Source organism: Ignicoccus hospitalis KIN4/I (genome assembly GCF_000017945.1).
Taxonomy (GTDB): Archaea; Thermoproteota; Thermoprotei_A; order Sulfolobales; family Ignicoccaceae; genus Ignicoccus; species Ignicoccus hospitalis.
In genome coordinates, this window is the sequence record NC_009776.1 from 295,183 (window position 1) to 315,645 (window position 20,463).

The window sequence follows — 20,463 nt, forward strand, 5'->3', positions numbered from 1 at the left end:
GGGGGATGAGCAAGCTCCACAGGGCGTTAAAGGTCTACGTCTACGTGAGGCTTGGACTGGGCAACTATTTGTCCTTCACCCTCGCAGTATTCAACACAGCGTCGTTGGTCTGGTACTTCGCGGGCCTCAAGGAAGTAATAGGCTTCGGCGAGTTCTTGCTCTTGTTCTTTGCGATATACTTCCCCTTGGCAGCTTTTTTGGGATACCACGACCTCAAGCGCTTGGTCGGAAAGACCATGGCCGAGGTGAGCCCCTACTGGAGGAGGCCCAACTACTTCTTGTCCAATTACTACCTGGGCAGTATGATGTATTTGCACCACGCCTTGGCTTTCTGGAAGCTCTCGGGCGACGATAGGGTCAAGGAGTGCTCGAAGGAAGCGGTCATGAACCACCTCAAACGCCTAATATCGGAGGGGGAGATGAGGCCTCACGGGAGCTGCTTCTGCAAGCTCGCCTTTGAGGAGGGCTTGATGGACGAAGAGCACTACGAGATGTGCGTTAAGGCCTTAAGGGAGCTGGAGTGAGCGGGCCAGCGAACGGGAGATTCGGTCCGCCCACGCTATCGGCTCCGGCAGCCTCCGGACAGTTAACCTCTTCACTATTTGGTAGGCGGTCTCCAAGCTCACGCAGTGTCCGACGCTGACGTACAGCTTTTGCTTTCCTCTCCTGATGACGTAAGCCACCACCTTACCCTCGTGCACCAAGCACTCCCTCTCCCCGCACCTCTCCTCCTCCCCCACCAGCCTCCTCTTTGCCACCCCGACCGTGGGGACCCCGCTCGTCACCCCCACGTGGGAGGCTATCCCCAGCCCCCTGGGGTGGGTCCTCCCGTGGCCGTCCACCAAGAGCAAGTCGTAGCCCTTGACCTTCTTAATTAACGTCAAGTGCAAGGGTGCCTCCCGGAAGGCCAAGAACCCCGGCACGTAGGGGATGGGGACCCTCGCGACGACGTAGTAGTGCTTGAGAGGCCTTAAGGTTTTATAGTCGATCAGCGAGAGCGCGGAGACGCCGACGTCGCCCTTGTAGGAGACGTCCAGCCCGCCCACCGCCTCTACCGCCTCCGGATCGAAGCAGTCCTCCTCCTTCACCAGCTCGGAGAGCTTCCTCTGGAGCTCGGAGGCCCTCCTCCGGTCGAAAGTCATAGTTTCACTCCCATTAGCTCGACCCCCCTCCGGGGGAAGCTCGCCAGCAAGGGGCCGAACTCGGAGCCTATCCTCTCGCACTCCTCAACTATCTCCTTCAACCTCTTCAATACCCCCTCCTTCCCGGCCTCCTTCAACCACTCCCTAAACAGCTTGGCGGAGAAGCTGGCGTCGCCCTCCACGTCCTTCAAGTCGTCAGCTATTTGGTAGGCCTTACCCAACAAGAAGCCGTACCTCCAGAGGCCCTCCAGCCTCTCCTCCTCCCCCGCGGCCAAGCCGCCCAAATAAGCTGAGAGGGCAAACATGGAGGCGGTCTTGGCCTCTATTATAGCTTCGTAAGCTTCCACTCCCTTGCCCTCCGGGGGGCCGTGGACGTCCCAGACCTCCCCCTTGCTCACCTCCCACCACACTTCCACAACTTTGTCAATTGCCCTCTTCCCGTACCTCTTAACCAACATTATAGCGTGGGGAATTAACAAGTTACTCACCATTACGGTATTGGCGACCCCCTTGGCTACCCAAGCGCTGGGCCTCCCGCGCCTAACGAAGTCCAAGTCTATTATGTCGTCTATTGAGAGGGAGCTCGCGTGGACCAGCTCCAGCGCCAGGGCGGCCGGCAAGGCGTCCTCCGGGTTCCCCCCTAAGGCCTCGTTGACCAGCATGACCAGCGCTCCCCTGAGCCTCTTCCCCCCGTTCACTATGTACTTCGCTACGTTTATCACCCTCTCCTCGTAAGTATTTTTGATAAGTTCCTCTAACTCTTTGTCAATTATATTTCTCCACTTTTCGAGCGCTCGCTGTATTTCGTTCACTGAAGCCTACCCTCCGAGGGGCTGGGGCGATGGAAATAAGGAGTTGGTCGCCGGGCGGTACACAGAGATATTACTTACCTGCAGGAACCCCTACCCGGGGAAGGCCGTGGACTTCCTCGTCGCGTTCTTCTACAGCGACTACTGCCCCACTTGCGACGACGTGAGGCCCCACTGGGAGGAGTTCGTGGAGCTCCACAGGGGGGAGGGAACGTTCATCAGGATAAAGAAGAGCCCGGAGACCGCGAAGCTCTTCAAGAGCTTGGGGGTAAGCTGGGTCCCCACCGTGGTCTTCTATCACGACGACAAGGAAGTCAAGAGGATAGAGGGCTTCTTCACGCTCTCTGACCTCGAGCGGGCAATGAGGCGCTTCCTCTCGAGGGTTTCGGCGCGTACTTCTCCCAGAGCTTGCTCACCACAGAAAGCCTGAACTCCCCCAAGACGCCGTAGAGCTCCCTCAAGGCCACGAGCCCGGAGTACCAGAGCGCCTCGGCCCTCAGCGGAGGGGACGAGTGAAGCGCCATAGCTACCTTAAACGCCAACCCCTCCAGGGGGTTGAGCTTGACCGAGTGCCAAGGCTCCGACCAACCCCTCTTAAAGTACTCCTCCAAGTCGAATACGTTCAAGTGAGCTGCTCCTCCTACCAAACTGAAAGAGCTCACTCCCAAGCCCAAGAATTCCTCCGCGCGAGCTACGTACTCGTCGACCATGGCCTCTGTCTTAGAGAAGGTCCAAGCGTTCTGCCTAACGAACCCCCTCTTGGAGGCCTCCCTCACTATCCTCTGGTAGTTCTGGAAGCACAGCCTCTCTCCCTCCGGCCCTCTCTTGGGGAAGGGCATGAGCGGGTAGAAGGTCACTTGGTCGGCTCCGCACTCCAAGGCCTTAACCGCGTCGGGGGTGGGGTCCTCCAAGCCCCACACCACGTCCACGTTAAAGGTCTTGAACTTCTTAGATTTTAAAATTTCTATTGCGAGCTCGTTAGTTTCGGGGGAGACTGGCCTCCCGAGCTTTTTCAACCCTTCCGGGGAGAAGCTCTGAACCCCCATGCTCACCCTCGTTACCTTCTTCGGGTCCAAGTGTTCTGCGGCCCCCAAGAAGGCCACGTCCACTGGGTGGACCTCTACGGAGATCTGGGGCCTCCAGAGGGACCATACCAGATCCACCAGCTCCCCTAAGGCTTCCGGCTTGGAGGATGGCGACCCCCCGCCGACGTAGACCTCCACCGCCTCAACTCCGCTGGAGTGAGCCTCCTCCACGTCCTTAATCAACTTCTTGAAGTACTTAGAAGCCAAGTCCTCGGAGTAGGGAAACCGGACGAAGTGGCAGAACTTGCAGAGGGACCTACAAAACGGCACGTGTAAGTATAGGGAAACCCTCCCTTCCGGCCTCATGGGGGTCCCGGGGGAGGATAGGAGCTTCCTCAACCAAGCCTCGCTCCACCTCCTCGAGAGCTCCGCGAGAGCGCTGAAGGCTCTCCACAACGCTACCATCGACTCTTTCCCGTCCGGTCGGTTTAGATAACTGTGATTGACCAGAAAGTTAGGGCTCAGCCCAAGAAACCCCTCATCTCGGCGAGCTCCATTACTATTGCCTTTGCTCTGCTCACTTCCGCCTCGTCCAGAGCGCCCCTAAGCTCCCTCAGCTTCTCGAAGTACCCCTCCGGCGGGGACTTGGGGGGCTCCACGTTAGCGAAGTACTCCTTGACTACGTCCACATCCTTCTTTATTATTTCGAAAGTTTTCTCGTCCACGTACCTCTTGAATACTTCCAAGTCTGTGAAGGCGTAGTCGAAGGCGAAGTCTTTGGGGAGCAAGGGCACGAACTTTAACAAGTGTTCCAGCTTCTCAGCCGTGCCGGAGGCGAGCTCCTCTATCACTCCGGCCCCTATGAGCGTCGGCCCGAGGCCCATGGAGTACAGCGAGGCGCAGAACCTTATCGCCCTGGGCATTTCCTTACCGGTCTTAGCCCTCCTCTTGTAGCTGTCGAGCCTCGCCCTCGTCCGAGTCACGAACTTCGCCATGAATGATATCATGTCAGCCAGCCTCTCCAGCCTAGACAAGTAGACCTCGCTGGCCCTCCACGCCACGTTCACCATCTCTTTGGCGTACCCCAGCAGCTCTAGGGGAGGCTGTTTGCCAGAGTTCTTGGTCACTACGGTAATTGTATGTACGTAGTCCTTCCTGTCCGTGTTGAAACGGAGGGCCGACTGCACGGTGGCAGTATAATAGCCCCTCCAAGCCTCTACCCAGTCCTCTATCACCCACTCCGCCATGTGTCCCCTCAACGGGGGCTTGCCCATACCGATTATCGGGTAGACCTTGAACATAGTGTCCTTTTGCCAGTTCCAGAGCTTCAGCAAGCCCATCCTAACCCCTATAGAGCTGGCTATGTGGCCGGAGTGTATTCCAGAGTCGCTCTTGCCCATGAAAATTCTGAACTCATTCTCAAACATACCTATCTCCTTGATGAAAGCTATCCTCAAGCCTTCCACTATCTCGTCTATATGCATGTGGGATTCGGCCGTCTCGAAGAGCGGGATCAGCTTGATCCATTCCTCTATACGTAACGAGAACTCTTCGGAGACCAGCCTTTCCACCTTCAGTATCCTCCTCTGCACCTCGGCCAGCTCGAGGGTTGAGGTGGACATTGGGAGTATGATGTACTTTATCGCGTCTGTGTTGAAGTACATCTGGGAATACATGTTAGCGGTCACGGCGGCGGTTATGGCCAACAGGTGGCGGTCCTTGTCCTCTAATTTGGGGTTGGGCACTCTAGGAGTTATCAAGAAGTCCTCTCCCGGAACCACGTCGTACTTCCTCACTTCCTCTATTATGTCCCTCATCTGGTTGTAGGGTGTCGCCTTGCCCTCGTAGTCCACCATCTTCTCGTCGCAGCCCCTCCCGCCTTGGTCCAGCGGGAGGACGTCTTGGATTGCTTCCTCCACCTCGTCTTGCGGCATGAGGACTACTGTGCTGTCTGGGTGCTGGGTGGCCATCAGCTTGGGAACCTTCACCGTCCCTACCTCTAGCGGGCCTTGTGTAAATGTGGGTATATATCCACTGCTTCAGCGGCTATAACCGCTCCGACGGAGGGCGAGGGGGAGCGCTTGAGGATAACGGAAGAGGCCTTGGAGGTGGTGAAACACTACCCCCTATGCGACCACTGCTTGGGCTCCTTGTTCGCCAGGCTGGGCAAGGGCTTGGGGAACGAGCACAGGGGAGAAGCCATAAGAAGAGTAATTATCATGGAGTTGGATAGAATGGTCAGAGAAGGGGAAATAAAAAAGGAGGAGGCAGAAAAGATAATGAGTAACTTCGATTCTGACGAGGTGGAGGAGCTGGCTAAGAACATGGGCTACTCCGTCCGGAGGAGGAGCTGTTACGTCTGCGGGGGCAAGTGGAGGGAGCTGGTGGAGGAGTGGAGTAAGAAGGTAGTAGACGCCTTGAAGGAGTACGAGTTCGACACGTTCTTGGTGGGCTGTTCGGACTGCGGGGGAATGGTCGAGAGGCAGAGGGAGATAATAAGCGCCTTTAGGCTCCCGTACGCCGAGAGCGTGAAGAACTCGCTGAAGAGGGAAGTGGGCAAGAGGGTCAAGGAGCTCCTCGGAAAGGAGCCGGACTTCGAGGACCCGCACGTGGTCGCAATAATGAACTTGAGGGAGGACAAGGTAGACTTACAAATAAAGCCCGTGTTTATATACGGCATATACAAGAAGAAGGCGAGGAACGTCTCCCAGAGCGAGTGGAAGTACCCGTATTCGGTGGAGAGGGCGGTTAGGAAGGCCCTATCCCCCTTCGGAGGGGAGGTGGTCCTCCACGCCTCCGGGAGGGAGGACGTGGACGTGAGGGCCTTGGGGACGGGCAGACCCTTCGTGGCGGAGGTGAAGAGGCCTAAGAGGAGGAGGCTCCCGGTAGAGGGCTCGGAGTACGAGGACGAGCTGGTGTGGCTCAGGTTCGAGCGCTACGTGAACCGCGACTGGGTACAGAGGGTGAAGGGCGACGAGTCCAAGAAGGAGAAGGTCTACTTGGCCTTGGTTTACGTGCCCGAAGGCGTGGACGAGGGGGACTTGAGGGCCCTAGAGGAGTTCTTCGAGGACGTGACGATAAAGCAGAGGACGCCCAAGAGGGTGCTCCACAGGAGGGCGGACGTGGTGAGGGAGAGGAAGGTGTACTGGGTCAAGGCAAGGAAGCTCAACGACAAGTCCTTCGAGGCCCTCATAAAGGCCCAAGGGGGCCTCTACATAAAGGAGCTGGTGAGCGGGGACGAGGGGAGGACCGAACCCTCCTTCAGCTCCTTCTTAGGGAAGGAAGCGACCTGCGCGAGCTTGGACGTTGTCTGGGTCTCCTTGCCACAGGCCGAGCTTCGAGGCGGAGGAGAGGAGCGCGGATAGCACCCTTTCGTCCCTCCCGAAGAACAGGTTGCCCACCACGCTCACCTCGTCCGTGGGGAAGGACTCGTAAACCTCCGGCACGGGGACGCCGGCCCTCTTGATAATCAAGTAGGCCCCGGCGACGTCCACGTTCCTTATCTTGTTCCTAACGTCCACGAGCGCCAACAGCTTCCCCCTCGCGACGTTTACCATGTCGAGCGCTATGGCCCCTGGCACCCTTACCTTGGGCCTTCCCAAGAGCTTCCTCAGCTCTACTAAGTACTTGCTCTGCCTCTCGTCCTCGGGCTCGCCGTAGAATACCAACACCTTCTCCGGGGCCCCGGGAATAACCTCGCCCTCCCCGGAGTAGGCCTTGTCGGAGGCGGAGTAGCAAGGGTGCCCGAAGCCCGGGCAGACGGCCGAGGCCACCAAGGTTGAGAAGTCCTCCCCCTCGGCTATGGCCACGCTCACCGCCCAGTGGGGGGAGCCCACGGCGTAGTTCAAGCTCCCGTCCAAGGGGTCCACCACAGCGTAGGGAGGCCCCTCGCCCACCACCCCCTTCTCTTCGGTAACTATACCCCCTTTGAAGCCTTCTTCTCTCAACGTTTTTATTATTAAGTCCTCCACTTCTAAGTCTATTTTCCTGCTCACGTCGCTCTTGTGCTCTTCTACGACCTTCAAGTAACTTTCGTCTAAGAACTTAGACCTCAAGAAGTCCCTAGCCCTTTCGGCTACCTTTAAGGCGAGCTTACGGGGTCCTTCCAACCTCTCCCACCTCCGCCCCTCTGCGCTCTAAGAACTTCACTATTTCCTCAACCGCCTTCTCGACGTCCTCCTCCGGAACCCCGGGGACCCCGGCGCCCGCTACCAGCGCGTTCTTAGTGTTCAAGGTAACCATGGTCCTCCTCGAGTCCCTATATGGAAAGAGGTGCATGGGCCCCTTCTCGTCGGCCAAGACTATTTCTATCCCTTTCAGCTCGAAGGGGTCGGAGCCTATGGGCTCGAAGGGTTCGCCCCTTTCAGCCCTCCTCAGCGTCATATTACCAACTACGTTGTCTAAGTCGTAAATTCCTATAGGTACTAGGTATTTCAAGCTTATCGCGTTGCCCAAGTCCACGAGCGAGTTTATCCTCGGCAGCCTCCCCCTCAGGGCCCTCCTCGCGAGGGCCTCGGAGGAGGGCCTCACCTTGGTGGGGTCTATCCCCATGTCCCACATGAACTTCCTATACGCCCTTACCTTCGGGTCCTCCTTTAGGGACTCTAAGGTGAGCCTCGCGCGGGCCCCCTCCTCAGCTTCCCTCAATAAGGCCTCGACCTCGTCGTCGGCCTCCTTGACCTCCACGCCCTTCACGACGGCGAAGTAGAGGTAGGCCCCCTTCTCCTTCGAGTACGCGTCCCTCGATATCAAGGCTCCCCGTCCGAGGGCGTATGGGGAGGAAAATCAAAGTAGCCTTTCGGCCATAGCCCTCCCGGCTATCACGCCAGTGGCAGCGGCCACGTTTATGCCCCTCGAGAGCCCGGCCCCGTCGCCGGCGGCGTAAAGCCCGTCGACCACGGTCTCCATGTTGCGGTCCACCCTCGCCTTCATGCTGTAGTACTTTATCTCCGGGGCGTAGAGCAAGGTGTGTGGCGAGAAGACTCCGGGTATTATGTAGTCTAAGCTCTTCAGGCCCTCCAGTATGTTGGTTATCACCCTGTACGGGTAGGCCATGCTTATGTCGCCGGGCGTCACCTCCCTCAAGGTGGGCCTCACTATGCCCCTCTTGATCCTCTCCCAAGTGCTCCTCCTTCCGCTCTCCAAGTCAATTAGCCTCTGGACCAGCGGGTTCCCCCCTCCCAGCCTCGTGGCGAGCTTGGCTATGTTCTTCCCGTATTCTATGGTGTCTTCCATGGGGTCGGTTAAGTTTATAGTTACCAAGAAGGCGAAGTTGGTGTTGTCGCTCTTCTTGCTCAAGTACGCGTGGCCGTTTACGCCCACGGTCCCGTCGTCGTAGAGCTCCTTGACCACGAACCCCCTGTGGTTCGTACAGAAGGTCCTCACCTTGTCGTCGAACGTCTTCGTGTATATGATTATCTTAGGGTCTACTTCGACTTTTATGACGTCCTCCATGACCGCCGCCGGGACCTCGACCCTTACCCCCACGTCCAAGGGCCCGGGCTCCAGCTCCACCCCGAGCTTCCGCGACACCTTCACGAACCAGTCCGCTCCCCCTCTGCCGGGGGCCAGCAAGAGCAGCTTGGAGGTGAACTCTCCCTTGTTAGTCTTAACAACGAACCGGCTGTTGATCTTGTCCACGTCTATTGCTGTGGTGCCCACAATGAAGTCCACCCCACGCTCTTGCAAGAACTTAGTCATGTTATCTATCACTTTTACTGAGTTGTCCGTACCTATGTGCCTCTGCCTTATGGGCACGAACTTGGCCCCTACCTTGGCGGCCCTCTTCTCTATCTCCTTGGTGGCCTCCGGGTCGGGCTCGTGTAAGGTGTCGGGAGGGGCGCCAAACTTCAAGAACACTTGGTCCACGTACTCTATCAGCTCCCAAGCCTTCTCCCAGCTCCCCACGAGCTCGTGGAGGTCGCCGCCCACGTCGGGCCTCAAGTTTATCAGGCCGGAGGAGAGCGTGCCGGCGCCCCCCACGCCGTAGATTATGTGGCACGGCTCGCAGTAGGTACACTTCCCGACCTTGGGCTCTTGGAGCGGGCACTTCCTCTGGTGGGCGAAGTAGCCCTTCTCTATTATCCCTACCCTCAGCTTGCCCTCCCCTAAGGTGGCCAGCTCGTGGGCCGCGAACATCCCCGCGGGGCCAGCCCCCACTATTAGGACGTCGTACTCCTTCACCTCAACACACCCCCACGGTCTCCAGAGCTTCCGGGCCGGTTCCCACGTAACAGACCGGGACGCCCACCTCTTTCTCTATATCGCTGATCCAGAGCCTCGCCTCGGGCGGCAAGTCGCTCCACGAGGTGACCCCCTTCGCCTTGGGGAACAGTACGTCTATCTTCGTTATTGCAATTTTGGTCGCGCCGTTGGCCCTCGCCGCCCTCTTGAGTAAGTCCAAGTTCTCCTCCAGAGGGGCCGCCCTCCTCGGCCTGCCGGTTACAGTGCCCCTCTCTACCATGCCCCTCCTCTGGAGCTCCTCCAAGCTCAGCTCTCCCTTGAGGGGTCCCTCCCCGACCCTCGTTACGAAAGACTTAGTGACCAATATGACGTCCTCCACGTCCGAAGGGGCCAGCCCGGTCTCGCTTAGGAGGGCCCCGGCGGTGACGTCCCTAGAGGTCACGTACGGGTACGTGCCGTGGAACAAGCTCAACCCGAAGCCTTGTGTGCCCTCCACGTGGACCACTTTATAAGAATCCACCGCGTCGTAGAGCAATGAGGGCACGTCCGTAACCGTTGCGTACTTTTCAATTTCTTCTTTGAAGTCTCTGGCTAGCTTGAGCCTCCTCATTACTCTGTCGCTCATCGCTGCCCCGACTCCCGTGAGGGTCGAGCCTATCCTCGACCTCAAGTGGGCGTCCTCCCTCTCCCTCCTGACGTGCTCTTCCTCAATAATTCCGGTATTTTCGTCAACGAATACCCTCTCTTTCGAAATTCCGAGCTCCTTCACTTCGTTCGCCAGAACCCCTACGCTTATCAAAGCTCCCGGGGCGACGGCGGCCTTGCAGACGTCACACGTCACCGTCCCTGAGGGCAAGGCCCTAAGCTTGTACTCCTTACCCATGTGTACTACCGTGTGGCCAGCGTTTATCGCCCCGGTCCTCACTAGGAACTCGGGCCTCTCGACGAAGGATAGGTAAGCCGCTACTTTGCCCTTACCCTCGTCCCCGAAGAGCGCGCCTACCACGAGCCTAACTGGCACCCAAGTACCCTTGTGGGCGCGCTCGCGCGTCCAGGATATAAAACTTCACCTAGTTATCTGTATCTCCTTCATTTCCTCGAGGTATTTCTTGCCCGGCCCCTCTACGAAGTACTCCCTAACGGGCTTCAGCATCTCAACCAAGTACTCCGCCACGGCCAACTTGAGGTCCAGCGGGTGTAAGGCCTTGGCGGCGAAGTCCCTTTCCACCTCTTGATAACTCTTGTACTCCTTCCTCTCTCCCGTCTTCTTGTTTACTACTTCGAAGCTCCTCCCCAAGTCCTCCAACCAAGGGAACACCACGTACTTCACTATTTCCAACACCGGGTTCATTTCGACCTCTCCAATAGGACAGTAGGCCCTCTTCAGTTTCCTCTTGATCTCCTCGGGGGAGTCGTGTACGAATATGGCGCTCTGGGGCACAGACTTGGACATTTTTATTTCAACTATCCCTTCCTCGAAGGCCTCTCTATCGCCTTCCCTCTTAGCCTTCAACAGCTTCTCCCTCGTCTCTTCATCTATGTGAAGGCCCAGTAGCAAGTGGTGGTGGAGCGCCACGGGCTTGTAGCCGAACTCCTTGGGCCCCACCTCTATTGCTATTACGTGCGCCTTCCTCTGGTCCATTCCGCCGTGGGCCAAGTTAACCCCGAGGGAGAATATGTCGGCCACTTGCATTGGCACGTAAACCAGCTGTCCGAAGTTCACCGACTCGCCCTCCTTCCTCCCCATTATTGTTATGCTCCTCTTTACCCTAGCTAGCGTTAGCCTGTTGGAAACTCTCAAGAAGTTTTCAAAGTACTTAATCCCGAGCTTCTCGAAGAACTCCGAGGCGAGTATTACCTCCACGGACTCCGGGTCCCCTCCTACGGCCTTTAGGGACTGGAGCAAGGCCTCCTTGAAGTAGCCCAACGCGACCCTCTTTATGGTGTCCAAGTCCCCGCCAAGCTTCTTGTTTATCCACGAGTGATAGTCTGCCAAAAACAAGGTCGTCTTAACTCCGGCCCTTTGTAAGTCGGCCACCTTCCTCATGGTAACTATTCCGGTTCCTAAGTGTACGAAGCCGGAGATCTCGAAGCCTATGTAGTGCTTCAGGGGGACCCCTTGTTCTATGTACTCCTTCAGGAGCTCGGGGGTGAGCACTTCCTCGGTGGGTTCCCTCATGATGAGTCTTATCTTCTCGTCCACCTCGCCTTACCCTGAGCGCGCGCGAAGCGAAATTTAATATCGACGAGCTCATGGGTTAGAGCGCTTATAACCTCCAAGGTCGCTCGGTGGCCGGTGGCAAGCGAGTGTTGCCCGTAGCCCTCTTCAGCCTAGGGCCCAACGAGATGCTGATACTGTTAATATTTGCCATCCTCTTGATCTTCGGTCCCTCTAAGATACCTGAGCTCGCGCGCAGCATAGGCGTGGCGGTCAGGGAGTTCAAGAAGGCCGCGGAGGGCGAGTACAGCGAAGAGGTGGAAGTTAAGAAGGGGACCTCCTCCGAGGGCGTGAGCGACGAGGAGCTCAAGGCCCTAGCTAAGAAGCTCGGCATAAGCACCGAAGGGAAGAGCGCTGAGGAATTAAAGAAGGAGATCCTCGAAGTGGCCAAGAAGGAGGGCCTCACCGGGGAGAAGAAGGAGGAAGGCTCCTAACCGATAACGTCCTTTTGTGACCTCTCCTCCGGGGGGCTCAGTGGGCAAGATAATTTACGACCCCTCCTTGAGCGAGAGGGTTAAGGTTTACAAGGACAGGAGGCACGCCGGGAGGGTCCTTGGCTCCTTCATGAAGTCTCACTCCCTAATCCCAGACCTAATAATGGCCATACCGGCCGGCGGCGTCCCCGTGGCCTTAGAGGTCGCGAAGGTATTGGGAGTTAAGATGGACATTATTATAGTGAAGAAGGTCTTGTACCCTTGGACTACGGAGGCGGGCTTCGGCGCGGTGGGCCCCTTGGGGACCGTGGTCTTGGGCCCCAGCCCCCTCAGCGAGGAGGAGGTTAAGCTTCAGCTGGCTGAGGCCTTGAAGAAGGTGGAGGAGAGGGAGAGGCTGTTGAGGAAGGGGAAGCCCTACCCGGACCTCACCGGCTTGACGGTCGCGGTGGTGGACGACGGCATAGCCGCGGGCTACACCATGTTGGCTGCGGTGGAGGCGGTGAGGAAGATGGGGGCGAGGGAGGTGTGGGCAGCAGCGCCCACAGCCAGCGTGGACGGCGCCGAGAGGGTGGCCCGGAAGGCGGACTTGGTGATAGTTCCCAACTTGAGGAGCGGGCCCTACTTCGCGGTGGCGGAAGCCTACGAGGTCTGGTACGACCTGGACGAAGAGGAAGTCCTCCAACTATTAGAGGAGGCTAAAAGCTTAGGGCTACTTTTGTAACGCAGAACAACTTGGAGTACGGGTCTGTCCTACTGCCCAAGTTCCTTTCCGTATATGCTTAAAAGCGAAAGTAGTAATACGTACCGAACGGCGTTGAGAAACGATCCCAGAGTGGCGTTAAGACGAGGGGGCTTAGGCAGCATAACCTCCATCGTGTTCATAACTCTAATAATACTAATGGCGCTGTTCTTGTTCGTCAAAATAACAAGCGTGTAGTTGGAAATACTTAAGGGGGTCAAGAAGCTCGTCGTGAAGACCGAGCTAGGGGGCTCGGCCGCGGAGATGTGTGCGGACGTGGTCTACGCGTGTTCTATAGGAGACCTCACTTTCCAACAGTCCAAGCCCTACCTAGTGTTCCACTGCGCCCCGCCGGAAGAGGGAAGGAAGATAAGGGCGGTGGAGGTCAAGCTCGAGGTCCTCTACACGACCACCGGGGAGAAGAAGGAGTTCGTGTTGTACATACCTAAGGAAAGGATTACGACCGTTAACGGGGTGGCCGTAAAGCACGTAAGCGCCCCTGGGGCGGCTTGCGGCCAAGAGGCCTCCGTGCTGGAGGACGTCGTAGGCTACGTCGACCCCGAAGGAGGGGGCGGCCGACACAATACTAATCTTGGACGACTGCGAGGGCCCCCTAAAGGCCTTAGAACGAGTCTACAGCGAGGTTGGGGTAGTCAAGTTCAACGACGTGGACGTGAAGCTGGCGCTCTTCGTGAGGGTCCTAGTCCCCGGAGAGCTCAAGGGCCTATCCTTAGAGGTCCAAGGGGAGCCCCAAGGTAGTGCAAGTGGAGAAGAGGCCCTTAAGCCAAGGGCTCTACTTGTTATGCTTCGAAGGTACTCAAAGGTACAACGTAACGGACGTGAAGCTCCTAGGTTTTCCCGCGTGGGCTGAGCCTACCTTTAACCCCTCCCGTAAGGCCTTCCCGGGCCTAGGACTTGAAGCCCCAACACTTGACCGCCAAGCCGGGAGAGGTGGCCGAGAAGGTAGTCGTGGTCGGCGACCCCGCGAGGGCCAGGGACGTGGCTAACAAGTTCTTGGAGGATGTCAAACTGGTGAGCGAGAACAGAGAGTTGCTGGTCTTCACCGGCACCTACAAGGGGAGTAGGGTGAGCGTGGCGGTCCACGGCATAGGTGCACCTTCTGCCGCGATAGTGATTGAGGAGCTCGCCATGCTTGGGGCTAAGGAAGTGGTTAGGTTGGGGACGGCCGGGAGCATGAAGAAGGAAATAGACGTGAAGGACGCGGTCGTGGTCACCGGGGCGGCGCACTACTGCGGGGGCACCTTGGGCGTCTACGCGCCAAACGTGTGCTTGCCCAACTCCCCGGACCCGTGGCTTACCGTGAAGCTGTACGAGAAGGCTAAAGAGGTCGGGCTGAGGGTCCACTATGGCCCCGTGGTAAGCAACGACGCCTTCTACGCTGAAAGCCCGGACTTCGTGGAGTTCTGGACTAAGAGGGGGGTGGTGGCGGTGGAGATGGAGTGTGCCACGCTCTTCGCCTTGGGCTGGATGAGGGGTTTAAGGACCGGGGCCTTAGTAGTAATAGCCGACAGCTTAGTAGACCCCAACAAGAAGGACCTCCTCCACCACGAGGAGCTCGCGGACGCCATGGACAAGGCCGCGAGGGCGGTGCTGGAGGCGCTCACCTCTTGAACTTCAAGGTTTACCTCTCGATTAAGAAGCTTTTGAGCGAGGGGTGCTCGGAGCTCCCCGCGGCGTGGGCGGCGGAGCTCAAGCTCTTGGACTGTTACGAGGACGGGGGGAAGGTGTGTTGTCCCTCCCCCGAGGAAGTGGCCCTCTGGGCAGTTATCAGGGGAGTAATGGGCGAGCACGAGGCCGCGAGCTACCTCAACTGGAAGGCCTTCGAATCTTACGTAGCTAGGGCGCTCGAGGAGGCGGGCTTCGAGACGCTGAAGAACGTGAGGGTCAGGGCGGGCGACAAGCTGGCGGAGTTCGACGTTATAGGCTACGACGGGGACAAGGTGATAGTGGTGGAGTGTAAGAGGTGGAGCGCCTTCCGGAGGTCTGCCCTCTTGAAGGTCGCGGAGGAACACAAGGCGAAAGTCGAGAGGGCCGCTTACTGGTTGGCCAAGCTCGGAAAGAGGGCGCTGCCGGTGGTGGTAACCCTAAGGGGGACCCCGATAAGGGAAGGGGCTCTGATAGTTCCCATAAAATCGTTTAAGGGGTTTATCGAAGAAGTGGACTTGGCTTTCCTAGAGGGCCCCGTGGTGACGCTCAGCAGCTCACGTTCATGAACTTCATGTGCTGTATCAAGGGCTCTCCCTTCTTCATCACTTCCCTCGCGAGCTCCCTGAAGGCCTTCCTTATGTAGTACGAGTTCTCATATACTTGGTCGTAGTCCGCGTACCTCCCCTTGACCTCTAACTTGTCCCTCCTGATCTCGAACTCCGAATTGGTGAGCACAGCTTCCCTCTTTATCTCCTTGTCTTCCTTGGTTCTGGTGGCTATCCTCACGCTCTCGGGAGTTACGGTTATGGTCAAGGCGGGGTTGAGCCTCTTGAGGACCACCCCTCCGTCGGCGACCTCCACGAACCACTTGGAGTCCCTCACCCTCAAGTAGTTCTTGCCCACGCTCACCGCGTTGGTCTCTTTAGCGTTGCCCAAGCACTCCAAGATAGAGCTTATCCTCTCTAGGACGTCGATCATGTACGTGTAAACGTTAGCCAAGTTTACAGCCTTGGCCCCCTCGAAGGGTATCCTCTCCCTCACCCTCTCCAGGGCCTCCACCTTGGCGTTCACGGATGCCTTAGCGTCCTCCAAGGCCTTCCAGACGTCCACCGCCCTTTACCCCGGCCGCTCTGGGGGGCAAAGGTAAAAGGCCTTCACGCCACAACTTTAGGCAAAGGCTCCTCGCGGCCCTCTAGGAGCAAGGCCGGCAGCTCCGCGTAGAGCACGACGGAAGAGGTGAGGGGTTCGAAGTACATCCCCACCGCGCGCAGCTCCAAGTCCAACTTCGCCAAAAGCTCGCAGACCCGGGGGTCGCCCTTGCAGTAGGGCACGAAGCCCGAGGCCTTCGGGAAGCCCACCACGAAGACAACCACCTTCCTCCCCTCGAAGGCGCCGAGCTCCTCCAAGTGCCTAACCCCCCTGTCCGTAGGGCAGTCCGGCCACATGCCGAAGCCCCTCCAAGATGCCAAGTCCGCGCTCTTCGCCTCCACCAACGCCCTCCCCTCCGGGCACCGGAGCTCGAAGTCGAAGGTCGAGCTGCCGTAACGGGGCCTCCGCTTGACCTCGCACCCCCTCGCCCAGCTCAAGTAGCCGAGCTCGAAGGCCCTCTCCAAGGCCCTCTCTTGCAAGTTCGTATCAGTTACCGCGAAGCCGAAGGGGGTTTTGGCCGCCACTAGCTTGTACTTCAACTTCCCGCCTCCCTTAGGTGAGCAGTAGGCCTCGTTGCCCTCCCAGATCAAGTCCTCCAAGCGGCCGGTGTTGGTGTTGTGTACTAAGAGCTCCTCCTCCCCCACGGAGGCCCTCACCACAAACCTGTTTACCTTTTCCTTTACGGTGCAGTGGAAGGCCTCGAGCTTGAGCAAGGGCCTCTCCGGGACGATCAAAGGCCCAAGGCCCTCTGGAGCTCCTCTAAGCCCTCGCCGGTCTTGACCGAGACCAACACTACCGGCGCGCGGGGGTTGAGCGACTTGGCGTCGTTCACCATCTTCTCCACGTCCACTCCCAAGGGACCAGCCATGTCGACCTTAGATATCACTATTACGTCTGACCTCTTCGTGCTCATCGGGTGCTTCACGAACTTGTCCTCCCCCTCCGCTACGGAGACTACCATGACCCTCTTATGAGCGCCCAAGGGGAAGTTGAAAGGACATATCAAGTTGCCCACGTTCTCTATAAACATGATATCGTACTTGCTGAGGTCGACGTCCTTGAGAGCCTCAAAGATGTGGTCTGGCTCCAAGTGGCAAATACCACCCGTGTTTATCTCGACGCCCTCCACCCCGTGCCTCGAGACCCTCTCGGCGTCTAGGGTTGAGGCCACGTCGCCCCCCAAGTACAAGATCTCGTACTTGTCCTTCAACCTGTCGACCAGCGCCTCTATGAGCGCGGTCTTCCCGGAGCCCGGGCTACCCAAGAACTCGAACACCTTGACGCCGTATTTGTCGTACAGCCTCCTCAGCTCGGCCGCTTTGTCCAAGTACTTCTGGTTGACGTCCACCTTTATGGTGACCAGGCGGGGCACTGCGCTTACCCGCCTTGTGCACGGATTAGGGATTATTGTGTGTAACGTACGTCAAACTAAATAACTGGGCGCCGGCGTCTCCCGGAGGGGCGCTTGATCTGGGGTAAGAGCGGCGAGGACAAGATAAGGGAAACCTTGAGCTTATTGGAAGAGCTGAAGGAGCTGATAGAAGAACTCAAGTGCTCCTCCAACAGATCCTCTCGTAACCCCTAACTTCCTCTCCCTTGCGGCACCAAATCCCCAAGGCCCTCCCGTCCTCCGAGACCTCGTACTCGCAAGAGGTTTGTACCTCCGAGAACCGGTAGCCCGGGGGCAAGTACCAGAAGGCCTCGTAGTCGTACTCCGCCACCCAGTCCTCGAAGCGGTTCTCGAAGCAGTTGGTCCCCTCCCTAGAAGGGCCCTCGAACTCTATCAAGAAGGTGTAGTAAGGAAGTTCGGCGAAGGCGAGGAAGTTCAAGGAGGCCCAGTTTACCTTAGGGACGGTCTTTACACCGTTTATCATGACCTCTTCCTTCTCCAACTCCTCTTGCATGACCTCCCAAGCCCTATACACCTCCTCCTCATACTCGGAGGGCTTGTGCAACAGCTCGCTCATCTCGCCCTCCTCGTCGTAGTAGTAATAGTTGACGACCTCGTGGACCCTCCACGAGTTCTTCAAGGGGATTAGGAAGTAGTAGCCTTGGGCGTAGACCGGCCTCAAGCGCTGCCCCTCCGGAGGAGGTACAAGTTCCTTAAGAGGGAGAGAGCGGCCTCCGGCTCCTCGTCCAACAGCCTCGCAAACGTTTTGTTAAACTCGACCACCCCTAGGTTAGTTATTTTCAACTCGTCGTTTATTTTTAACAACCCTTCCTTCTCCAAGTCGTGTAAGGCCTCCAAGAGCGAGTCCTCGCGCTCCGCGCTGGTCACCAGCCGGAAGAGCACTTGTGGGGTTAGCCTCCCTCCCTAGCAAGTGCAAGGCGACCTTCACTAGCTCTTTGAACTCCGCCAACGGCAGCGCCCGGAGAGCCTAAAGGGCCGGCCTAGTTAAGTCGCGAAGCGTGGGAGCTTGGAGAGGTACAAGACCATAAAAGTGGACTCCAAGTTCCGCTTCAAGTGTACGAGGAGGGCCTTCTGCTGTAGGGGCGGCCCGAACGTGTCCTTGACGGTACACGACCTCATAAGGATAGCGAAGTTCCTGAAGAAGGACTGGAGGGAGTTAATACCGACTTACGTCAAAGTGATAGTAGCGGACTTCGTGCCGTTCTTGGCCTTAAGGGGGGTGAGGGGGGAGTGCGTGTTCTTGAGGAAGGGGGAGGAGGGCTACGAGTGCGAGATCTACCCCGTCAGGCCTTACCGGTGTAAGCTCTACCCGATAATCCCCAAGGCTATAGGCTCCGAGGAGGTCTACCTCGACTTGAAGTGCCCGGGCCTCTGGGAGGGGCCGGAGAAGGGAGTACCTAAGGAGAGTCTCGAGAGGTATTACAAGGAGGTGAAGGAACACTATGAAATAATAATGAAGTATATACTCCAAGGCTTAGAACCGGAAGAGGCCTTGGAGAAGGCTGTGGAAGAGTTATGGTCAAGAGTAGAGCCTGTGGAGGACGAGGGGTTGCCTCCTTGAGCGAAGAGGGGGTCGCGACCTTCGATTGGAAAGAAACACTGAAGGAGTACTTGGAGGGCGAGGTGTTCCTCAAGGACGAGTTGATAAAGTTCATTGACAAGGCCTTGAACAAGGAATTCGAGGGGGTGGAGCGGGCCGACATATTGGCTCTTTACTTGCGCGGCTTCGTAAACGTCAAGAGGTACCTAATACACGGGATCAACATGCTCCTCAACAACTTGGAGCTAGAGAGCTCCCGGGAGAAGGACGAGCCAGAATTGCTCTCGTTCGTGTTCCCCCATAGGGTCCCCGACTCTTGCGACTTGCGCCTACTCCCCCTTTCCCTCTCCGTTGCCGTCGCGGACCACTCGGACTTGTGCTGGATCTCCAGCAGCTTCACCGTCAACAAGGGCGGGGTGCCGGAGGAGACGAGGGCCTTTAGGTGCCTCAAGTTCCTAGCCTCCACCTACCTCTTGGTCAACGGCGTCCCCGGCATAGCGTTCAAGAAGGGTTCTGATTGCATCCTACTGTTGGAATTCATAGCCTTGAGGATGCCACAGCCCTTCATGTTCAACGCCAGTTTGGCCAGCGCGGTTTCTGCCAGGATGACGGAGGATTTGAAGGAGATATTGGAAATAGTGGACGCGGTGATAGTCCGGAAGGCCGACGAGGGTCTGCCCCCCGAGTACATAAAGTAAAACTTTTAAGGGATACTGGGGAGGGGAGCCCGGGTCCGGGGCCGTCGTCTAGCTTGGTAGGATGCCAGCCTGGGGAGGGAAATCCCCGCGTCCCCCGGATCGCTGGTGGTCCCGGGTTCAAATCCCGGCGGCCCCACCACCCCTCAAACCCTTGAGCTCCTTCAGGAGCGGTATCTCCTCGAGCTTCCTCTCGTCCAAGGCCTCCCACAGCACCCCCCTTGGGCGGGGCAAGGGCTTGAACTTCAACAGCCTCGTGGGGGTGGAGGCGAAGGTTAAGGGGACGTCCCACGGGTCTTGGGGTAAGGGGCCCTCTAAGACTTGGACGTCGTGGACGGTAGTAGCTATCGGCACATTCACGTCCATGAGGCCTAGCTCGGTGAGTATGCCGAACTCCAAGTCCCCGTACCCGGCCCCCTTCCCGACCCTCCTCCCCTCCAAGTCGACCGCCACAGAGCCCTCGACCACGAAGTCAACCCTTTTCACGTTATTAAGCAAGTCGTCCACGGTCTTCAACTTCCTCCCCCACTTGAAGGCGCCCCTTATTGTGGAGGCCTCCTTGAACTTTTCCCTCGGCACCTCGTTGGGGTCTATCAGCAAGAAGCCCTCCCTCAGCCGCGGCGTGGCCATGATTAGGACCTTTCCCTCCTCCAAAGCCGCCAGCCTCGCCCACCTCTGGGGGCTGTCCGGGTTCGCCTTGACGACCTCCGCGGAGGCCCGCTCCCGGAGCCCCCTCAACCTCTCCGCGGCCTCCCTCGCGCCCTTGAAGTTGGGTATCCTCCCCCTTATCGGGAACGGGGGGAGGGCGTAAGGCTTTAACGTGTTCCAGATCAATTCCCTAATCTTCTCCTTTTGGAATTTGGTGTTTGACATAGTTCTCCTTACCTTGAAATGCTTCAGCAGATAATAGGCTTCGTAGCGTCGAGCGTACGAGAGGGGCTAGCTGGTGAGAGCGTGCGCCTCTTTGGAGAGCCGAGAGGCCCCTTGCTTAGAAGGAGAGTTGAAAGTCTACGACCTGCGGAAGGAGTTGAAAGAAGGCTTCTGGAGGGCTGCGTTGAAAGTTTACTTCGACGAGCCGTGCGAAGCTCTCTGCTTAGGCGGGGGCCCGACCTCCATAGTGCTCTTCGCGGCCTCCATGCTGAGGAGGGACGAAGCGTGCGTATTGCTGGAGGGGCAGCGCTTCAACCTGAAGGGCCTCTGGACCATAATGCAGTTGAACGAGCCGTTGAGGACTGTGGCCCTCTACGTGGTGGCTAGGGGAGAAGCCTCGCCCAAGGACGTGGTCGAAGAGATCGGCGAGAGGATAGGGTTGACCAAGTCCCAGAAGTCGCTGAAGCTCGCTTGGAGCTACTTGAACGAGCTGGAGAAGAAGGGAATAGTAGTAAAGGTCTCCAGGGGGAGGTACAGCCCTAGGGAGGAGCTCTTCTGGTGTCCCGACAACCAATAAAAT

26 protein-coding genes and 1 tRNA gene are annotated in these 20,463 nt (G+C 57.8%); 12 read left to right on the forward strand and 15 right to left on the reverse strand.

Annotated elements, in window-relative coordinates; translation table 11 throughout:
* Positions 1 to 5: 5 nt before the first annotated feature.
* The gene (locus IGNI_RS01745; RefSeq protein WP_148202204.1) at positions 6 to 524 is read left to right on the forward strand and encodes a hypothetical protein; all 519 of its coding nucleotides are present in this window, start codon (positions 6 to 8) and stop codon (positions 522 to 524) included.
* Here the strand turns inward: IGNI_RS01745 and IGNI_RS01750 are convergent.
* Positions 507 to 1,142: an endonuclease V gene (locus tag IGNI_RS01750; protein ID WP_011998372.1), complete on the reverse strand. Its 636-nt coding sequence runs from the start codon at positions 1,140 to 1,142 to the stop codon at positions 507 to 509. The genes IGNI_RS01745 and IGNI_RS01750 overlap by 18 nt on opposite strands.
* Positions 1,139 to 1,954: a polyprenyl synthetase family protein gene (locus IGNI_RS01755; RefSeq protein WP_011998373.1), complete on the reverse strand. Its 816-nt coding sequence runs from the start codon at positions 1,952 to 1,954 to the stop codon at positions 1,139 to 1,141. The genes IGNI_RS01750 and IGNI_RS01755 overlap by 4 nt, the downstream gene beginning before the upstream one ends.
* 106 nt (positions 1,955 to 2,060) lie before the next feature.
* On the opposite strand from IGNI_RS01755, the gene IGNI_RS07720 reads away from it, so the two are divergent.
* On the forward strand, positions 2,061 to 2,381 hold the full coding sequence (locus tag IGNI_RS07720) for a thioredoxin family protein (RefSeq protein ID WP_187145984.1): 321 nt from the start codon (positions 2,061 to 2,063) through the stop codon (positions 2,379 to 2,381).
* Here IGNI_RS07720 and IGNI_RS01760 read toward each other — a convergent pair.
* Together IGNI_RS01760 and ppcA are read right to left on the reverse strand one after the other, a co-directional pair.
* Positions 2,287 to 3,441, reverse strand: coding sequence for a radical SAM protein (locus tag IGNI_RS01760; protein ID WP_011998375.1), 1,155 nt, complete (start codon positions 3,439 to 3,441; stop codon positions 2,287 to 2,289). The two genes, IGNI_RS07720 and IGNI_RS01760, sit on opposite strands and share 95 nt — an antisense overlap.
* A gap of 56 nt (positions 3,442 to 3,497) precedes the next feature.
* Positions 3,498 to 4,964 (reverse strand): phosphoenolpyruvate carboxylase, encoded by a 1,467-nt coding sequence (gene ppcA / locus IGNI_RS01765; RefSeq protein ID WP_011998376.1) that lies wholly within the window; start codon positions 4,962 to 4,964, stop codon positions 3,498 to 3,500.
* 93 nt (positions 4,965 to 5,057) lie between these two features.
* On the opposite strand from ppcA, the gene IGNI_RS01770 reads away from it, so the two are divergent.
* Positions 5,058 to 6,341, forward strand: a complete 1,284-nt coding sequence (locus tag IGNI_RS01770; RefSeq protein ID WP_011998377.1) for a tRNA pseudouridine(54/55) synthase Pus10 — start codon at positions 5,058 to 5,060, stop codon at positions 6,339 to 6,341.
* Here the strand turns inward: IGNI_RS01770 and IGNI_RS01775 are convergent.
* From IGNI_RS01775 to IGNI_RS01795, 5 genes are read right to left on the reverse strand one after another with little or no spacing between them, the layout of a single operon-like run.
* Entirely contained in the window at positions 6,249 to 7,085 is an 837-nt protein-coding gene (locus IGNI_RS01775) for an inositol monophosphatase family protein (protein ID WP_011998378.1), read from the reverse strand. The two genes, IGNI_RS01770 and IGNI_RS01775, sit on opposite strands and share 93 nt — an antisense overlap.
* Entirely contained in the window at positions 7,069 to 7,728 is a 660-nt protein-coding gene (locus tag IGNI_RS01780) for a B3/B4 domain-containing protein (protein ID WP_011998379.1), read from the reverse strand. The genes IGNI_RS01775 and IGNI_RS01780 overlap by 17 nt, the downstream gene beginning before the upstream one ends.
* A gap of 33 nt (positions 7,729 to 7,761) precedes the next feature.
* Positions 7,762 to 9,159 (reverse strand): NAD(P)/FAD-dependent oxidoreductase, encoded by a 1,398-nt coding sequence (locus tag IGNI_RS01785; protein WP_011998380.1) that lies wholly within the window; start codon positions 9,157 to 9,159, stop codon positions 7,762 to 7,764.
* A 1-nt stretch (position 9,160) separates the two neighbouring features.
* Positions 9,161 to 10,180: an adenylosuccinate synthetase gene (locus IGNI_RS01790; RefSeq protein ID WP_011998381.1), complete on the reverse strand. Its 1,020-nt coding sequence runs from the start codon at positions 10,178 to 10,180 to the stop codon at positions 9,161 to 9,163.
* Between the two features lie 45 nt (positions 10,181 to 10,225).
* A complete protein-coding gene (locus IGNI_RS01795) occupies positions 10,226 to 11,362 on the reverse strand; it encodes a tyrosine--tRNA ligase (protein WP_011998382.1) in 1,137 nt (378 codons plus the stop codon).
* Between the two features lie 104 nt (positions 11,363 to 11,466).
* Between IGNI_RS01795 and IGNI_RS01800 the strand changes: the two genes are divergently transcribed.
* The 5 genes from IGNI_RS01800 to IGNI_RS01820 all read left to right on the forward strand — a co-directional run bounded on the left by IGNI_RS01800 (position 11,467) and on the right by IGNI_RS01820 (position 14,784).
* Positions 11,467 to 11,811 carry a twin-arginine translocase TatA/TatE family subunit gene (locus IGNI_RS01800; protein ID WP_238374096.1) on the forward strand — a complete coding sequence of 115 codons (345 nt, stop codon included), beginning with the start codon at positions 11,467 to 11,469 and terminating at the stop codon, positions 11,809 to 11,811.
* Positions 11,812 to 11,851: 40 nt separating this feature from the next.
* Positions 11,852 to 12,532 (forward strand): phosphoribosyltransferase, encoded by a 681-nt coding sequence (locus tag IGNI_RS01805; RefSeq protein WP_011998384.1) that lies wholly within the window; start codon positions 11,852 to 11,854, stop codon positions 12,530 to 12,532.
* Between the two features lie 216 nt (positions 12,533 to 12,748).
* Positions 12,749 to 13,309, forward strand: a complete 561-nt coding sequence (locus IGNI_RS01810; RefSeq protein ID WP_052569898.1) for a hypothetical protein — start codon at positions 12,749 to 12,751, stop codon at positions 13,307 to 13,309.
* Between the two features lie 156 nt (positions 13,310 to 13,465).
* Positions 13,466 to 14,182, forward strand: a complete 717-nt coding sequence (locus IGNI_RS01815; protein ID WP_011998386.1) for a purine-nucleoside phosphorylase — start codon at positions 13,466 to 13,468, stop codon at positions 14,180 to 14,182.
* Positions 14,179 to 14,784, forward strand: coding sequence for a restriction endonuclease (locus IGNI_RS01820; protein ID WP_011998387.1), 606 nt, complete (start codon positions 14,179 to 14,181; stop codon positions 14,782 to 14,784). Before IGNI_RS01815 ends, IGNI_RS01820 begins: the two co-directional genes overlap by 4 nt.
* Here IGNI_RS01820 and IGNI_RS01825 read toward each other — a convergent pair.
* From IGNI_RS01825 to IGNI_RS01845, 5 genes are all read right to left on the reverse strand, one after another.
* The gene (locus IGNI_RS01825) at positions 14,765 to 15,328 is read right to left on the reverse strand and encodes a hypothetical protein (protein ID WP_011998388.1); all 564 of its coding nucleotides are present in this window, start codon (positions 15,326 to 15,328) and stop codon (positions 14,765 to 14,767) included. The two genes, IGNI_RS01820 and IGNI_RS01825, sit on opposite strands and share 20 nt — an antisense overlap.
* A 44-nt stretch (positions 15,329 to 15,372) precedes the next feature.
* Entirely contained in the window at positions 15,373 to 16,101 is a 729-nt protein-coding gene (locus tag IGNI_RS01830; RefSeq protein WP_011998389.1) for a DNA/RNA nuclease SfsA, read from the reverse strand.
* A complete protein-coding gene (gene hypB / locus IGNI_RS01835) occupies positions 16,098 to 16,739 on the reverse strand; it encodes a hydrogenase nickel incorporation protein HypB (protein WP_011998390.1) in 642 nt (213 codons plus the stop codon). Before hypB ends, IGNI_RS01830 begins: the two co-directional genes overlap by 4 nt.
* A gap of 175 nt (positions 16,740 to 16,914) precedes the next feature.
* Complete coding sequence (locus IGNI_RS01840; protein WP_011998391.1) at positions 16,915 to 17,439, reverse strand: hypothetical protein; 525 nt, start codon at positions 17,437 to 17,439, stop codon at positions 16,915 to 16,917.
* Positions 17,436 to 17,660, reverse strand: coding sequence for a hypothetical protein (locus tag IGNI_RS01845; RefSeq protein WP_011998392.1), 225 nt, complete (start codon positions 17,658 to 17,660; stop codon positions 17,436 to 17,438). The genes IGNI_RS01840 and IGNI_RS01845 overlap by 4 nt, the downstream gene beginning before the upstream one ends.
* A gap of 124 nt (positions 17,661 to 17,784) precedes the next feature.
* Between IGNI_RS01845 and IGNI_RS01850 the strand changes: the two genes are divergently transcribed.
* The 3 genes from IGNI_RS01850 to IGNI_RS01860 all read left to right on the forward strand — a co-directional run bounded on the left by IGNI_RS01850 (position 17,785) and on the right by IGNI_RS01860 (position 19,155).
* Positions 17,785 to 18,339 carry a YkgJ family cysteine cluster protein gene (locus IGNI_RS01850; RefSeq protein ID WP_011998393.1) on the forward strand — a complete coding sequence of 185 codons (555 nt, stop codon included), beginning with the start codon at positions 17,785 to 17,787 and terminating at the stop codon, positions 18,337 to 18,339.
* Complete coding sequence (locus tag IGNI_RS01855; protein WP_011998394.1) at positions 18,336 to 19,016, forward strand: hypothetical protein; 681 nt, start codon at positions 18,336 to 18,338, stop codon at positions 19,014 to 19,016. The genes IGNI_RS01850 and IGNI_RS01855 overlap by 4 nt, the downstream gene beginning before the upstream one ends.
* A 37-nt stretch (positions 19,017 to 19,053) precedes the next feature.
* Positions 19,054 to 19,155, forward strand: a tRNA-Pro gene (locus IGNI_RS01860).
* Here the strand turns inward: IGNI_RS01860 and IGNI_RS07510 are convergent.
* Positions 19,134 to 19,886, reverse strand: coding sequence for a 5-formyltetrahydrofolate cyclo-ligase (locus tag IGNI_RS07510; RefSeq protein WP_011998395.1), 753 nt, complete (start codon positions 19,884 to 19,886; stop codon positions 19,134 to 19,136). The genes IGNI_RS01860 and IGNI_RS07510 overlap by 22 nt on opposite strands.
* A 73-nt stretch (positions 19,887 to 19,959) precedes the next feature.
* Here IGNI_RS07510 and IGNI_RS01870 point away from each other — a divergent pair, with 73 nt between their 5' ends.
* Positions 19,960 to 20,460: a hypothetical protein gene (locus tag IGNI_RS01870; protein WP_011998396.1), complete on the forward strand. Its 501-nt coding sequence runs from the start codon at positions 19,960 to 19,962 to the stop codon at positions 20,458 to 20,460.
* Positions 20,461 to 20,463: the final 3 nt, after the last annotated feature.